Genomic DNA, 16416 nt, shown 5'->3' on the forward strand with positions numbered 1-16416 from the left:
TTATTTTGTTTTAAAATTGATAATTAACAGATAAACCGAAGTTCATTCCTTTTTTATAACTTAATGTTTTTACATCTCCATTCAAATTCTCTTGTACACGGTCTATTGTAGGGTTTAATAAGTTTTTAGCAGAGAAATTGATTCCAATATTTTTATTCAATTTCGAACGTAAAATGAAATCTAATGTGCTAAATCCTTTATCTACTTGATTTCCTCTTGTTTCAGTTCCAAGCGCATAAATACGATCAGAGAAATAGTTGTAAGCCACTGTTGCCATTACGCTTCCTCCACTTGCCCATTTCTTAGAATAAGATAAATCTGCATTTGTAATAAACTTAGAAGCTCCTGTAAATGCATCTTCTGCATTTGTAAAATTGGTATTGATTCGTTGTCCATTAAACAATGTTTCTTTGTATACTTTTTCATTGTTTAATTCTTGATTAGAATACATATAAGCACCATTAAACCCAACTGTTAATTGTTCTGGATTCGATATTTTATTATCTAAAATTGCTTTTCTAACCTCTAATTCTGCACCAACTGCATATCCCCAATCTCCTGTATTTGCATAGGAAATATCATTAGATGATGAAGCAATTGTTGTTGTATTGATTGGGTCTTGAATATATTTTCCGAAACCTCCCAAAGAAATTACTTCTCCACTTTTCGGAAACCATTCCCATTTAATATCTGCATTATAATTTGTCGATGGATACAACATTGGATTTCCACGGAAAGTTTCTGTCACATCTTCATAAACAAACATAGCTGTTTCCTTAAATTGAGGAAGTGTATATGTTTTAGATGTTGCAAAACGTAAGTTTTGGTTATCTGTTAATTTATAACGTAACATCAAACTTGGTAATAATTCGAATTGATCGAATGAGTTTTTACCTTGTGATAAAGCTGTGTACCAATCGATGCTTTGTTTAAGATATTCTGCACGAACGCCCAAAACTGCTGTTAATCGATCTGTAAAATTATATTCTACCTCAGCAAAACCTACTTGTATATCTTTTTGTCCACTGTAAACTTGAGATCTGTAGCTTCCGTCAGATTTGATATCAAACGTTGTGATTTCGAAACCTGAACCATAATTTGATTGATTGAAGAAAGCATCTAAATTATTTGGGTCAACTTGAATTCCACTTCTCAAAATTTTGAAGTTAAATTGATTCGCTTCAAAATCTCTTTCTTTATGTCTACCTTGGTATCCAATAGAAATTTTAGCTTTATAGTCTTTCAAATCTCCACCAAAAACGCGATTATATTCCAAGTTCGCAGAAACCTCGTTCTCATTAAGATTTTGATAATAACGGTTACTTAACGAAGCATCTTGAGAAGCTAACACATATTGTCCAGATTGCTTATCCAAACGCATTGTATTTTGTAAACGGTCTGGCATATCTTGTTTCACTGTATTGTAAGAAACGCCCCAATGAAACTCAGATTTATCATCTAATCTGTGATCTCCTAATAATTGATTGACAAAAACTTGGTTTCTTTCGTAAGTTCCGCGACGAATAAATCCATTATTATCTTCCGCTAAATCTCTAATAAATCCTTTATATTCTTGTAAACTTTGAGAAGTGTTATTAATAAAAATACTATTTGCTCTTAATCTATTATTTGGATTAAAATCATAATACAAATTAACCATTCCTGTTGTATTCGTATTATAACTATCTTTTGTATAATCGTTGAAACCTTTCAAATTATTTCCTTGAGCATCAACAGAACGAGCTAAACCTTTCTCGATACTTTGAGCTGAGTTATCAAAAGCAGCTGTTGCAAAGAATCCGAATTTTGCTCCGTTTTCAAACTTGTAACTTTTTCCTCCTTTTATATTGAAACCTCCTGCTACAGCAGATTTAGATTGCGGATTGAAACTATTTGTAAAGTGATATCCAGTTGTTGCATTTGCTGGAATTTTTGTTTTTTGAAAACCAAACCAATTTGGTCCATCTTGCAAATTGAAATTTTTATTTGTAATCGCATTAGAATTTAAATTTAATCCTGTTCCGATTTCTAATAAACCATTTCCTTCGTATAATTTTGATGCAATATCGATATTTGCTCCTCCAAAATCAGCCATCATTCTTACATTGAATGTTTTGCTCAACGAAATATAATCAATAACGTCTGTTGGAAATAAATCCAATTTAACATTCTTGTTACTAGGATTTTCTGACGGAATTGGTAAACCATTCAATGAAGTATAATTATAACGATCTCCCAATCCACGTACAAAAACGTCTCCTGTTCCTTCTTGTTTCGTTACACCAGCCATTTTCGCAACTGCCGAAGCCGCATCACTTACACCTTTACGATCCAATTCTGCTGCACCAATATTCTCCACCATTTTTACAGATTTTTTCTGTATATTAAGTAAAGAAGCTTCTCCAGATTTATCTTTTCTACCTGTTACAACAGCAGTTGATAAATCAATCTTTGTATCTTTTAAATCTTCTGGTTTCAAATACATATTTAATGTATTCGAATCTGATAAATTTTGAGAAATAGATTGATAACCATCTACTTTAATATCTAATTGATACGTATCATCTGGAACAGAAATTTCGTAGTGACCTTTATCGTCTGTTTTTGCTTGAATATTTAATCCTTCAACCACAAAAGTTTTTTCAGAAAGTGGTTGGTTTGTTTTTTGATCAAATAAAGTTCCTTCTAATTTAATATTAGTCTGTGCAAAAAGTGCTGCCGAACCTAATAATAAAAGTAAAGTTAAATTGCGTTTCATTGCGATTGTATAATTCGTGTTTGTTTGATGGCAAAGTTGCTGCAATCCAATGAAAAACATTTTTAGAAATTGTAAAGGTTTTGTTAGGTAATTGTTATGAAATTATCGTAACTTTAAATGAATGTTAAGAAATGTTTTTACCTAATTTCTCCTAAAATTTAAGCTTAATTTTACATCGACTAATTTTATTTAGTTATTACAAACAATTATGAAGAACATTAAAATTTTATTAGTTGACGACGAACCAGATATCTTAGAATTTATTGGTTACAACTTAAAAAAAGAAGGTTTTGAAGTAGAAACAGCTCAAAACGGACTAGAAGGTTTGAAACAAGCCAAAATTTTTCGCCCAGATTTGATTCTATTAGATGTAATGATGCCACAAATGGACGGAATGGAAATGTGTGCAGAGTTGAGAAAATTAGATTCTTTTCAAGATACTTTGGTCGTTTTTCTTTCTGCTCGCGCCGAAGATTTTTCTCAATTAGCTGGCTATGATGCTGGTGCAAATGATTATATTTTAAAGCCTATCAAACCAAAAGTTTTAATTAGTAAACTAAATGCTTTATTGAAATTAAAACAACCTAACGAAGCGGCAAAAGACGAATTCATCAAATTGAATAATTTCGAGATTAACCGCGAAACCTATAAAGTAAATTACCAAGGACAAGACTTTTTGTTACCTCGAAAAGAATTTGAATTGATTGCTTTATTAGCTTCAAATCCAGAACGTGTTTTCAAACGTGAAGAAATTTTGGAGAAAGTTTGGGGAAATGAAGTTGTAGTTGGCGGACGTACAATTGACGTACATATGCGCAAATTACGCGAAAAATTTGGGAACGATCGTTTCTCAACAATCAAAGGAATTGGATACAAAATAAATGACTAAAAGCTCGTAATGGCTTCAACTTTCAAAGTTCAAAACATTTTTCTATTTGCCTTTCTCAGTACATTATTCTTGGCTTTAGGATTTGTTTTGTTCTCTTTTTTATGGTTTGGAAATATTGATTTTATTCTCCAAGAAAAACTATTTTTCATCAGTTTAATGCTTCTTTTATTGATTGGATTATCAATATTTTATTGGTTTTCTTTAAAAAATCAACGAAGAAAAGATTTTACTGAAATCTCGAAAAATATTCCTCAATTTCAATCCAGCACAATGGATTTTGAAGAACTTTCTCAAAAAATTTCTACAATTACAGAAGATCAATCCAAAGAAATTGATGTTTTGAATGAGAGAGAAAATTACAGAAGAGATTTTCTTGGAAATATTTCACATGAATTAAAAACGCCTCTCTTTTCGGTACAAGGTTATTTATTAACGCTGATAGAAGGTGGAGTTGAAGACGAATCTATTCGCGATAAATACTTAAACCGAATTAATAAATCGGTTGATCGATTGATTTATTTGGTCAAAGATTTGGACATGATTGCAGAGCTTGAACGTGGACGAATCAATATCGAATTTTCGGTTTTCAACTTGACGGCGCTTGTACAAGACGTTATTGATTTATTAGAAATTAAAGCTGAAAAAAATAACATCAAAATTTCTCTAAATTATCCTATTCATCAACCAATAAAAGTTGTAGGTGATATTCAGAAAATTCAACAGGTTTTAATCAATTTGATCGTAAACGCCATCAATTATTCTAATCCAAATACAGAAATTGACATCGATTTTGAAGAATATGATGATAAAATTCAAATCTCAATAAAAGATCAAGGCGTTGGGATAAAACAAGAAGACATTGACCGAATTTTCGAACGTTTTTATCGAATTGATAAATCTCGAAATCGTAACAATGGTGGATCTGGATTAGGTTTGGCAATTGTAAAACATATTTTAGAAGCTCATAAACAGAAAATTTATGTGACAAGTAAAATAGGAAAAGGCTCTACTTTTTCGTTCTATTTACAGAAAGCTTAATACTATTCTCGCTTCGTAAACTTCAAGGTAATGTTGTGTTTAAAAACTTTCAACGTGTCGTTTTTTGCCTCTTTCCACAAGAAATAAGGAGGTTTCAAATTCAGTACATTTCCTTTTACAGCCAACGAATCCTCAAAAAGTTCAGCATAAAGAATTGTATCTTTTTTTAAGAATGCTTTGTCTTTATAATCAATCAAATAATAATCACTTCTGACATAAATAGGATCTTTGACACGAAGTGTTGAATCCTTTTTATCAAAATTCCATTTGATATTAATAGGATTAAAACCATCTTCGTACCCCACAAAAATACGTGTTGTATTTACAATATGACGAACAGAAAAAATAAGGACAGTAAAAAAAATAAGGATACCGATATAATATAATATCAATTCTTTTTTCATGGATTTGGTTTAGTTGTTGATTGTTAATGTACAAATATCGCCATTCTAACCCAAAAGATACATAAAAAATGTAAATTTGCATAAATTTAATTTTAATATAACTTCCAATAATGCAATATAATCCGAATGAAATCGAACCAAAATGGCAAAAATTTTGGATTGAAGACAAGACGTTCAAAGCTGAAAATCAATCAGAAAAACCTAAATTTTACGTATTAGACATGTTTCCTTATCCTTCTGGAGCTGGATTACACGTAGGTCATCCACTTGGATACATTGCGTCTGATATTTATTCTCGATACAAAAAATTAAAGGGTTTCAACGTTTTACACCCAATGGGTTACGATTCTTTTGGTTTGCCTGCGGAACAATATGCGATTCAAACTGGTCAACATCCTGCGATTACAACAACAACGAATATCGAAGGTGGTGTTGATAAACAAGGAAATGTGATTGCTGGTTACGAGAACCAAATGAAAAAAATTGGTTTGGGATACGATTGGGATCGTGAAATCAGAACTTCAGAACCTGAATATTATAAATGGACACAATGGATTTTCAATCAATTATTTGATTCATATTATGATAATTCAACCGATAAAGCTGAATCCATTTCAAAATTAGTTGAAACATTCAAAACTGAGGGTAATGCAAGTGTAAATGCTGTGGCAGATGATGATATCGAAATCTTTACCGCAGATCAATGGAATGCCTATTCTGAAAAAGAACAACAAACAATTTTATTAAAATATCGTTTAACTTTCTTAGCAGAAGCAGAAGTAAACTGGTGTCCAGATTTAGGAACTGTTTTAGCGAATGACGAAGTAATTAACGGATTATCTGAACGTGGAGGATTCCCTGTTGTGCGCAAAAAAATGACACAATGGATGATGCGTATCACGGCTTACGCTGATCGTTTGTTAACTGGTTTAGATAAATTAGATTGGCCAGATCCGATCAAAGAATCTCAAAAAAATTGGATTGGTAAATCTCAAGGTGCATCAATCTTTTTTGATGTTGTAGGAAACGATGAAAAAATTGAAGTTTTCACTACTCGTCCTGATACTGTTTTTGGTGTTTCTTATGTAACATTAGCGCCAGAGCATCCTTTAGTTTCTCAAATTACAACAGCAGAAAACAAAGCAAAAGTTGATGCTTATGTCGATTATACTTCAAAACGTTCTGAACGTGATCGTTTAGCGGATGCTAAAAATATTACAGGAGAATTTACCGGGGCTTACGCCATTCATCCATTTACAGGAAAACAAATTCCGATTTGGATTGGTGATTACGTATTGGCTTCTTATGGAACTGGAGCTGTAATGGCTGTTCCTGCTGGTGATGAACGTGATTTTGCTTTTGCAAATCATTTCAATTTACCAATTATTAATATTTTCAAAAATCAAGATATTTCTGAAGCTGCTTTTACAGAAAAAGGTGGATTCGAATTACAAGATTCTGATTTCTTAAACGGATTAGATTATAAACAAGCAGTTGCAAAAGCAATTGAAGCTTTAGAAGAAAAAGGTTTTGGACAAGGAAAAACAAACTTTCGTTTACGCGAAGCTGTTTTCTCTCGTCAAAGATATTGGGGAGAGCCAGTTCCTGTTTATTTCAAAGACGGGATGCCTTACACAATTCCTACAGAAGCTTTACCAATTATTTTACCTGAAGTGGACGAATATTTACCAACATCTGAAGGTGAGCCACCATTAGGGCGTGCAACAAAATGGGCTTTTGATACAACAACTAATCAAGTTGTAAATAATACTTTAATCAATAACGAAACTATTTTCCCAATAGAACTAAATACAATGCCAGGTTGGGCAGGTTCTTCTTGGTATTGGTTACGTTATATGGATGCAAAAAACGACAACGATTTTGTATCTAAAGAAGCTGTTGATTATTGGCAAAATGTAGATTTATACATGGGTGGATCTGAGCATGCTACTGGTCACTTATTATATTCTCGTTTTTGGCAAAAATTCTTATTCGATAAAGGTTTAGTTCCAACGGATGAGTATGCAAAAAAACTTATCAACCAAGGAATGATTTTGGGAATGACCGCTTATGCATATAGAATTAATGGAACAAATACTTTTGTTTCTAAATCTTTGAAAGATCAACATGAAACAACACCAATCCGTATTGATGTTAAGTTGTTAAAAGATGGAGGCGACGAATTAGATACAGAAAAATTCAAAACTTGGAGAGAAGATTTTGCTAATGCAGAATTTATCTTAGAAGATGGGAAATACATCACAGGACGTGAGGTTGAAAAAATGTCAAAATCTTACTACAATGTTTTGAATCCTGATGATATTTGTAATCAATATGGAGCAGATTCTTTACGTTTATACGAAATGTTTTTAGGTCCTGTTGAACAATCTAAACCATGGAATACACAAGGTTTATCTGGAGTTTATTCATTCTTGAAAAAATTCTGGAGATTATATCATTCAGGAACAGAAGAAACATTTTTTGTTTCGGAAGATGAACCAACAAAAGAAGAAATGAAAGTGTTGCATCAAACCATCAAAAAAGTGGACGAAGATGTAAACAATTTCTCTTTTAATACATCGGTTTCTACTTTTATGATTGCTGCAAACGAATTAGGAAAATTAAAAACAACTAAACGTGCAATTTTAGAGCCTTTGGCTATTATTATTTCTCCTTATGCACCGCATATTGCAGAAGAATTGTGGTCAAAATTAGGACATGAAACGTCAATTGCGCATGCAGATTTCCCTGTTTTCGAAGAAAAATGGTTGATTGCAGATGCTAAAGAATATCCAGTTTCATTCAATGGTAAAATGAAATTTTTGTTAGAATTACCTTTGTCGTTATCGAAAGAAGAAATTCAAGAAATTGTAATGAACGACGAACGTACAATCAAACAATTGGGTGATCGTACTCCAAAAAACATTATTATTGTTCCTGGAAAAATCATTAATATCGTTGGATAAAAAAAGATTTTAGATACTAGATTTTAGTATTGAGAATATAGATAAAATCCTCGCAATTGCGAGGATTTTATATTTTATACTATCTTTAATCAAAACTATAACTCAATGAAATATTTACCAACACTCGAAACAGAACGATTAATCATCAGACCTATTACGATTGATGATTTACAAGATTTTTTTGAAATGGATTCACAACCAGAAGTTCATGAATTTCTAAAGGCAGAACCTATTCAAATCATTGAAGAAACAAAAGAAATTATTGAAGATATCCAAAAACAATATGAAGAACTTGGACATGGTCGTCTTGCTGTTGTTGAAAAAGAAACAGGTAAAATGATTGGTTGGACTGGTTTTAAATATATTATAGAAAACGAATCGATGAATAATAAATTCGATTTTATTGATATCGGATATCGTTACAGAAAAGAAGCTTGGGGAAAAGGTTATGCAACTGAAGCTGCCGAAGCTTGCATGGACTTTTACAGAAAAAATATGTCACATATTAAACTAAACGCAATAACGCATGTTGATAATAAAGCTTCTCGAAATGTCTTGGAAAAAATAGGTTTCGAAGTCACTGAAACTTTTCATCTTGACATGTGGGATTTGGATTGCTTTTGGTATGAATTGAAAAAATAATTAACTTCAAAATAATCTTGGTTCACGCAACCTTTTAAGTAAATGATTCTCTTTCTTTTAAACAATATTTATATGAAAAAGAATTTTTTACATTTTTTGTTCGCTATTGGTTTTGGACAATTGATTTCTGCACAAGAAAAATCAAGCGATGAGCGAAAAAATGTAATCACTTTTAGCGTTCTTTCAATAGCATTATCGCCTCCAAGATGGGCGTTTGAATACATGTACAAACTGAACGAACGTTATTGGATTGGCTCTGAAATTGGCTACGGAAGTTATCATAGCATTCCTGTTAGTCACAAACCAAAATATAAAATCAACGAAGATTATCAACTTTTTGAGATTCGACCAGAATTTTTTATCAATCTAAGCGAAAACAGACGAGTAAAACATCTTATTTCTTCTGAGTTTTTCTATATTCATCACACCGATCATCTCGAAAATGGTGAATATTACCGAAATGATACTCAAAATTTTTCGTATTTATATTCATATGACGAAGCCGATTATAAACGTGTAAAATATGGATTGAATATCAATTACAATATTTTTATTCCAACTCATAAAGGATTAGTTTTTATTCCAAAAGCTGGTTTGGGTGTGAAAAATAGAAATGTAAAATATTAGAATGTTACAAATTTAGAAAGTGTTGATACTCGAATTTTTGATGATTTTATGGGCGGTTTAGAAAATCATTATAAAAAATGAAGGTTCTTCTACAGATTTCAATTTAAATCTTAACTTTAAGATCGCTTATCAATTTTAAACAAAACATGAAAAAAATAATTTTAACGACAATTTGTTTGGCTGCATCACAAGTTAATTTTGCACAAAAAATTTCGACGAATGATTATGAAGTTAAAACAACTTTAGCCGATTTTAATTTGAAAGGAAAGGTTGAAAAAATAACTTCTACAGCAACAGATGCAAAAGGAAATTCGACGACTTTACCTTTTTTAGAAAATGAATTTTACAATCAAATTTCGTTAGAATTTAATCAAAAAGGATTGTTAATAAAACGAACAAATTATTTAGATTATCAAGGAAAATTAGCTGTTTATAACTATGTTAATTACAACTACAATAACTCAAATTTAATTGATAAACAGACGAATACAGTTATTAACAATAGTGAAGATCCAAAACGAATTGCTTCGGACAAAACATTTGTTTATGATAACAAAAATCACTTGATTAGTTTGACTGAAAAGATAGAAGGAAAATCATCTAAATCTAATTATGAAACGATTTTTAATTATTCGAATAAATTGAATAAAATCACGACAAAAGTGGAAGGTTCCACAATTAGTGAAAATAATTTGACGTATAACAAAAATGGTTTATTGGTTTTGGACGAAATGACTTCTTTTGATGGAAAAAAAGGGCGAAAATCGTATTATATTTATGATAAAGAAACACCTATTTTTCAGGAAGAAATTGCTGGAAATTCGAGCAAAATAATGTTTTTTGAGAATGGAAATATTTCGAAACTACAATCATTTGACGCCAATAAAACGTTAGCCTATCAAGCTGATTTTGATTCGAAAAATGAAATTGTCAACTTTAAAAAACAATCGTTCCGAAATGGACAAATAGTTTTAACTTCTTATCATGTTTCGTATGAATATGATTCGAAAAATAATTGGATAAAAGCTTCTATTTCAACTAATGGAGAATTGAAATATGTTGTAAAACGAACGATAAATTATTATTAAAACACAAAAGGTTGAGCAACGCTCAACCTTTCTTCACAAATAAATAACACACTACTTAAGTCATAAAAGTAGGATGTTAAGCTTAAATCGCTTTTGGCGTATATATTTTTCTTAATTCTTTTGTCGCCGCAACCATTTCAATTAAAGCTTTTTCGGTTTCTTCCCAATGACGCGTTTTTAGTCCACAATCAGGATTCACCCATAATTGATCTGCCGGAATAACTTTTGCCGCTTTCTCTATCAAATCAACCATTTCTTCTTTCGACGGAACGCGAGGCGAGTGAATATCATAAACTCCAGGTCCGATATCATTTGGATAATTAAAATCTGAAAAAGCATTTAACAATTCCATTTGACTACGTGAACATTCAATTGTAATAACATCCGCATCTAAATCAGCAATATTTTGAATAATATCGTTGAATTCTGAATAACACATATGCGTATGAATTTGAGTAGAATCATCAACATTACTTGAAGCTAATTTGAACGAATCAACCGCCCATTTCAAATAATTTTGCCATTCATCTTTTCTCAATGGTAAACCTTCTCGAATTGCAGGTTCATCAATCTGAATAATTTTAATACCAGCTTTTTCTAAATCCGAAACTTCATCACGAATCGCCAACGCAATTTGTTTACACGTCGTAGATCTTGGCTGATCGTCTCGAACAAAAGACCATTGCAAAATCGTAACCGGTCCTGTCAACATTCCTTTTACTTTTTGCGCTGTGATAGATTGTGCATATTGTGACCAATAAACCGTCATTGGAACTGGGCGATAAACATCGCCAAAAATAATCGGCGGTTTTACACAACGCGTTCCATAACTCTGAACCCAACCATTTTTAGAGAAAACAAATCCGGCTAATTTTTCACCAAAATATTCCACCATATCATTGCGTTCATATTCACCATGCACCAAAACATCAATGCCAATTTCCTCTTGCCATTCTATTGTACGCTTGGTTTCTTGTTTCAATAAAACATCATATTCTTCGGCAGATAATTCTCCTTTTTTATACTTCGCACGCCAACTTCTCACCTCTTGTGTTTGTGGAAAAGATCCGATTGTTGTCGTAGGAAAAGGTGGAAGATTCAGCACATTTTGTTGCACAATTTTTCGCTGTTCAAAACTATTTGCACGATTATAATCTTCATCTTTTATAGCATTTACTCGTTCTTTAACTTGAGTTTGATGAATTAATTGAGAATTTTTTCTATTATTGATAGAGAATTGATTCGCTTCATATTGTTGAATCAATTTTTCGTCATTCGGGTTTGAAAAATAATTTTTTAAGAAAGCAACTTCTTCTAATTTTTGCTTCGCAAATGCAAACCAATCTTTGATTGTTGTCGGAAGATTTTTTTCGTTTGTTTCTAAATCTAAATCACAAGGCGAATGTAATAATGAACAAGATGTTGAAATAATAACACGTTTTTCTCCAATTTTGTTCACAACTTTTTCTATGGTTGAAAGCGATTTTTGAAAATCATTTTTCCAAATATTTCGACCATCAACTAAACCTAAAGAAAGTTTTAATTGAGAAGGAATTAGATTCAATATTTCATCGATTTGATTTTCGTCACGAACCAAATCAAGATGCAAAATATCAATTGGTAAATTGATTGCTAAAGCTGTATTATCTTTCAATCCATCAAAATAAGTTGCGACCTGAATTGTAAGTTGAGGAAATTCTTTTCTTATTTTTTTGTAAACTTCTTGATAAGCTGTTTTCGATTTTTCGTCTAAATCTAAAGCTAAAAAAGGTTCGTCGAACTGAATTGTATTTGCTCCATGATTGATTAAATCATGAATAATTTCAAAGTAAACTGGCAATAAATTCTGAATTAAATCAATTCGATCAAATCCCTCTTCTTTTTCTTTTCCTAATAATAAATACGTAATCGGTCCAATTAAAACAGTTTTTGGATTAAAACCTTCTTTTTTTGCAGCGATAAATTCGTTTACAATTGAGTTTGAGAAATATTTAAATTCTTGATTTTTTACAAATTCCGGAACGATATAATGATAGTTGGTATCAAACCATTTTGTCATTTCCATCGCTGTAATATCTAAATTATCTTTTTGATAACCTCTTGCCATCGCAAAATACAAGTCTAATTCTGTGTTCTTTTTATTTAACGCAACCGTATTGAAACGCGCTGGAATTGCACCAACTGATAACGTAGAATCTAAAACTTGATCATAAAAAGAAAAGTCATTACACGGAATTAAATCAATTCCGGCAGCTTGTTGCAATGCCCAATTTTGTTTGGTAATTGTACGGCTTGTTTGCAATAAAGCTTGTAGTTCAATTTTACCTGCCCAATAGTTTTCGCAGGCTTTTTTTAGTTCACGGTTAGCGCCAATTCTTGGATAACCTAAAATTTGTGTTTGCATTTTGATTGTTTTTTAATGTTCAAAAACACAAACGCGAGTTGATAAATAGTAAACCTATTGTGACAGACTGACTTCAAATCGCGAAAGTATCATCTTTTGTTTCTATTGGTAATCTGACTTGTAATTTGCATTACTTACAGTTGCGCGACAGCTCGTGATTCTCACACGATTCCCCAATAATTTGTTGTTTATTTCTTTACAAATGTAACAAGACAAAATAAACGATTGTAAAACTTGAAAAAATAAGATTATACAACTTATTATTAATATTTTTACAAAACAAAACACTTAAACAACGATAAAATATCGTGTTGAAAAGAATATTATTTGGATGGAAACATTAGATCAAACCGATTTAGAATTATTAAGAATTCTACAAAAAGATTCGAAATTGACAGTAAAAGCAATTGCTGCTTTAGTTAATTTATCTCCTTCACCCGTTTTTGAACGTATAAAAAGGTTGGAACAACAAGGTTATATCAAAAATTATAGAGCGGTTTTGGATGCAGAAAAGCTGAACAAAGGCTTTATGGTTTTTTGCAGCATTAAGCTAAAACAACATGATCGCACGATTGGGAATAAACTTGTGGAAGATATTTTGTTGATTGATGAAGTGGTGGAATGTTATAATATTTCGGGCGAATATGATTTTATCTTAAAAGTACAAGTTTTGGATATGAAGCAATATCAAGATTTTGTTTTCAATAAATTGGGCGCTTTAGAAAGCATCGGGAGTACGCACAGCTCTTTTGTGATGGCTGAAATAAAAAATACGTACGGAATCAATATTTAAAAAAAAAAACAAAAGGTTGAGCAATGCTCAACCTTTTTTCCACAAATAAATAACACACTACTTTTTGATTACCTTGAAAGTAGAATTGTTAACTTTTATGATGTAAACACCTTTTGGTAAAGAGGAAACATCTAATTGATTTTTCCCTTTTTGAAGTGTTTTCTCTGTCATTTTAGTTCCTGTAATAGCGAAAATTTCGGCTTTTGAAGCTTCATTTGTTTCAATAAACAATACATTATTAACAGGATTTGGATAAACATTTACAACAGATTTAGCTAAATCATTTGTACCTAAAACGGCTGATGAAATTGTGATGTTTTGTGAAACAACTTTTCCATTCGAATTGAAAGAAAGTTTAATTTTAGCTGTTCCATTTTTTAGTGGATTAATCACTAATTCTTCCTTATCATTAATCGAAATTTCAGCTACATCATCATTTTCAATGATTTCTAAATCTTTTACAATCGCTGCTGATAAATTATCAACATCCGAAACTTTATCTTTCAAATCAATTGTTGTTGCTGTGTTAATTTGATAAGTTGTCTCTAAATCATTGATAATTGGTGCCGCATTATCTGGAAAAACAGGCATTGAAGGAAACCAATAATACTCACTTAATTTCACCGACTCTTTAAGAGTTCCATTATCAAAAAATCTATGCACAAAATTAATTTGAGAATTAGTTCCCCAACCTGAACCAATAGTAGTTAATACTAGTTCGTTTGTCAACGGATCAATTCTTAAACCTGCTCCATAATATGTTTCCTTTGGTGTTGTATCTTGACCAGGAATCTATATAAAACTTTCTTCAAATTTATTATTTGTTACATCGTATTTCACAACATTGATTCCTGATAAAAAATAAATAGTATTATCTTGTGTTGAAGAACAAAAAGTACCAGCATTCCAAGCAAAAGGAGCTGGAACTGTTTTCGTAGGAATAGCAATTTCTGAAGTTTCTAAAGTAGTAGGATTTATTTTGACTAATTTTTTAGATAAAGCCCCCCACACATTTCCATCTTTAGATTGAACTACAGAAATAAAACTTCCAGCAATCGTTTGTTTTATTTGATGTGTTTTTGGGTCGATAACTAAAATTCCTCCAGTACTTGAAACAGCAAAAACAAATTTAGATGTACGAATCATATTTCCTACTTGACCAACTTTAGAAGTTCCATCGATTATCGAACCAAGTTTCATATTTTCGATATCAAACAAATAAAGTCCACTTGAAGTTCCTACATATCCTGTTTTAGCATCAACCCCTACAAAACTTCTTCCATCACCACCAATTGTTTCGAAGCTGGCTTTTTTCTGTAATGTTTTCGAGTCAGCTACAACTAAACGATTTTCTTGTTTCGAAACAATGAAAAAATTATCACCGTATATCGTTCCATATTGAGAAGTTACACCTAATTTTTCTCCAGGATTAACTGTTTTATAAACATTATAATCAACCGAATCATTTGCATTGATAAAATTAATTGCCCCATTTGCTTTACCAAACCAGTCTTCATTCACAATAAAAACGCCGTTTGTATATTCTTTTGTTTGTGCAAAACTTGTTTGAATTGCAGCTATTGTAAAAATCGAAAGTAAAAATTTCTTCATGTATTGTTTTTTTAGAAATCCGAAACCATCATCCAAAAATGACAGCCTCGGATAAAAATATTTAGAATGTTAGATTATTGTATTTTTTCTACTTTTAATTTATCCATTGTAAAGTATAATGCTGTGTTTGCTCCCCAATTTCCTACATCTGTAGTTTCTAAAAAGAACATTAAATATTTAACTTCTCCTAAAGCAGAAAGATCCACATCTTGCCAATTTGTTGAAATATTATTTATTCCATTTCTAAAATCAACAAAATAATGAGTTACAGGTTTTTCTGTAGTCAATTGTTTATTTGCTGAAACACCATAAATATGAATCGCGAAATAATCTCCTTTTACAAACTTTCTTGCATATGCATCACCATTCAAAATCCCATAATATGGCCACGGACTAATAGCTAACTTTACATTTTTTGCTTTGTATTTATTAGCTGTATCAGTAATTTCTACTACACTCGAAAATCTGTCAATCTTAACTTCTTCTCCATATTTCAAAACTTTCTCAGATGGTTTGTGATCAGCGAAAGAGACTAAAAATGGTGTTCCTTGTCCATCTGCACCACCTTTTGCCATTGTACCCCATTGATTATCTAACCAACCGCCTTCTTTATCTATTTGATCAGAATTGTCATTACTATTAGAAACCGTGAATCCCATCCATGTTAAATACTCTGGCCAAGCTGTATGTTTAAACTTGAAAATACCTGAAGTTAATTCAGCGTCTTCTGTATAAGTACCTTCCCAAATTTTTCCTCCGGCTGTAGCAGTTCCTTTTGTTAAATCAAACTTTGATAAATCTAAAGTTTCATATTTTTGTTGATCTACTAATTCAGTATTGTCGTCATCATTATTACAAGAAGTCAATAAAAAGATTGATGATGTAGCAAATAAGAAATTAAAGAATAATTTCTTTGTAAAATTAAAATTCATTTTATTTAGTTTTGTTATATTATAAATGCAAATCGTAAGCTCCTGCAACTTCTGTTGAGATTTCACCTAACCAACCTGCTTCTTGATTTGTTGCTGTGTAAACTTTGATAAAATCGATTCCTAATAATTTAACAGGTGTCGTCATCATTATTACAAGAAGTCAATAAAAAGATTGATGATGTAGCAAATAAGAAATTAAAGAATAATTTCTTTGTAAAATTAAAATTCATTTTATTTAGTTTTGTTATATTATAAATGCAAATC

The 16416-nt window shown here is 31.2% G+C and carries 12 protein-coding genes, 2 pseudogenes and 1 riboswitch; of the genes and pseudogenes, 7 read left to right on the forward strand and 7 right to left on the reverse strand.

The window, feature by feature from the left end:
- Positions 1–10: 10 nt before the first annotated feature.
- On the reverse strand, positions 11–2818 hold the full coding sequence (locus tag G0Q09_RS10575) for a TonB-dependent receptor domain-containing protein (RefSeq protein WP_219034846.1): 2808 nt from the start codon (positions 2816–2818) through the stop codon (positions 11–13).
- A gap of 148 nt (positions 2819–2966) precedes the next feature.
- On the opposite strand from G0Q09_RS10575, the gene G0Q09_RS10580 reads away from it, so the two are divergent.
- On the forward strand, positions 2967–3647 hold the full coding sequence (locus G0Q09_RS10580) for a response regulator transcription factor (protein WP_219034847.1): 681 nt from the start codon (positions 2967–2969) through the stop codon (positions 3645–3647).
- 9 nt (positions 3648–3656) lie between these two features.
- Positions 3657–4685, forward strand: a complete 1029-nt coding sequence (locus tag G0Q09_RS10585; RefSeq protein WP_038336818.1) for a sensor histidine kinase — start codon at positions 3657–3659, stop codon at positions 4683–4685.
- 2 nt (positions 4686–4687) lie between these two features.
- On the opposite strand, the gene G0Q09_RS10590 is transcribed toward G0Q09_RS10585, so the two are convergent.
- Positions 4688–5089, reverse strand: coding sequence for a hypothetical protein (locus tag G0Q09_RS10590; RefSeq protein WP_219034848.1), 402 nt, complete (start codon positions 5087–5089; stop codon positions 4688–4690).
- Positions 5090–5199: 110 nt separating this feature from the next.
- On the opposite strand from G0Q09_RS10590, the gene leuS reads away from it, so the two are divergent.
- From leuS to G0Q09_RS10610, 4 genes are all read left to right on the forward strand, one after another.
- Positions 5200–8055, forward strand: coding sequence for a leucine--tRNA ligase (gene leuS / locus G0Q09_RS10595; RefSeq protein ID WP_219034849.1), 2856 nt, complete (start codon positions 5200–5202; stop codon positions 8053–8055).
- Positions 8056–8160: 105 nt separating this feature from the next.
- Positions 8161–8697: a GNAT family N-acetyltransferase gene (locus G0Q09_RS10600; protein WP_219034850.1), complete on the forward strand. Its 537-nt coding sequence runs from the start codon at positions 8161–8163 to the stop codon at positions 8695–8697.
- Positions 8698–8769: 72 nt separating this feature from the next.
- Positions 8770–9324: a hypothetical protein gene (locus G0Q09_RS10605; RefSeq protein ID WP_219034851.1), complete on the forward strand. Its 555-nt coding sequence runs from the start codon at positions 8770–8772 to the stop codon at positions 9322–9324.
- A 146-nt stretch (positions 9325–9470) separates the two neighbouring features.
- Complete coding sequence (locus G0Q09_RS10610; RefSeq protein WP_219034852.1) at positions 9471–10412, forward strand: hypothetical protein; 942 nt, start codon at positions 9471–9473, stop codon at positions 10410–10412.
- A gap of 82 nt (positions 10413–10494) precedes the next feature.
- On the opposite strand, the gene metE is transcribed toward G0Q09_RS10610, so the two are convergent.
- Positions 10495–12816 carry a 5-methyltetrahydropteroyltriglutamate--homocysteine S-methyltransferase gene (gene metE, locus G0Q09_RS10615; protein ID WP_219034853.1) on the reverse strand — a complete coding sequence of 774 codons (2322 nt, stop codon included), beginning with the start codon at positions 12814–12816 and terminating at the stop codon, positions 10495–10497.
- Positions 12817–12902: 86 nt separating this feature from the next.
- Positions 12903–13038, reverse strand: a riboswitch (cobalamin riboswitch).
- Positions 13039–13147: 109 nt separating this feature from the next.
- Between metE and G0Q09_RS10620 the strand changes: the two genes are divergently transcribed.
- Entirely contained in the window at positions 13148–13609 is a 462-nt protein-coding gene (locus G0Q09_RS10620; protein WP_038336827.1) for an Lrp/AsnC family transcriptional regulator, read from the forward strand.
- A 57-nt stretch (positions 13610–13666) separates the two neighbouring features.
- On the opposite strand, the gene G0Q09_RS10625 is transcribed toward G0Q09_RS10620, so the two are convergent.
- From G0Q09_RS10625 to G0Q09_RS10640, 4 genes and pseudogenes are all read right to left on the reverse strand, one after another.
- Entirely contained in the window at positions 13667–14200 is a 534-nt protein-coding gene (locus G0Q09_RS10625; RefSeq protein WP_349676193.1) for a T9SS type A sorting domain-containing protein, read from the reverse strand.
- Positions 14201–15220 (reverse strand): annotated as a pseudogene (locus G0Q09_RS10630) (DUF5074 domain-containing protein); the annotation flags it as partial. It abuts the gene before it with no gap.
- 74 nt (positions 15221–15294) lie between these two features.
- Positions 15295–16152 (reverse strand): DUF4465 domain-containing protein, encoded by an 858-nt coding sequence (locus tag G0Q09_RS10635; RefSeq protein WP_219034856.1) that lies wholly within the window; start codon positions 16150–16152, stop codon positions 15295–15297.
- Between the two features lie 19 nt (positions 16153–16171).
- A pseudogene (locus G0Q09_RS10640) lies at positions 16172–16285 on the reverse strand (PKD domain-containing protein); the annotation flags it as partial.
- Positions 16286–16416: the final 131 nt, after the last annotated feature.

Origin of the sequence: Empedobacter falsenii, from assembly GCF_019308355.1 — a bacterium.
Lineage (GTDB): Bacteria > Bacteroidota > Bacteroidia > Flavobacteriales > Weeksellaceae > Empedobacter > Empedobacter falsenii_B.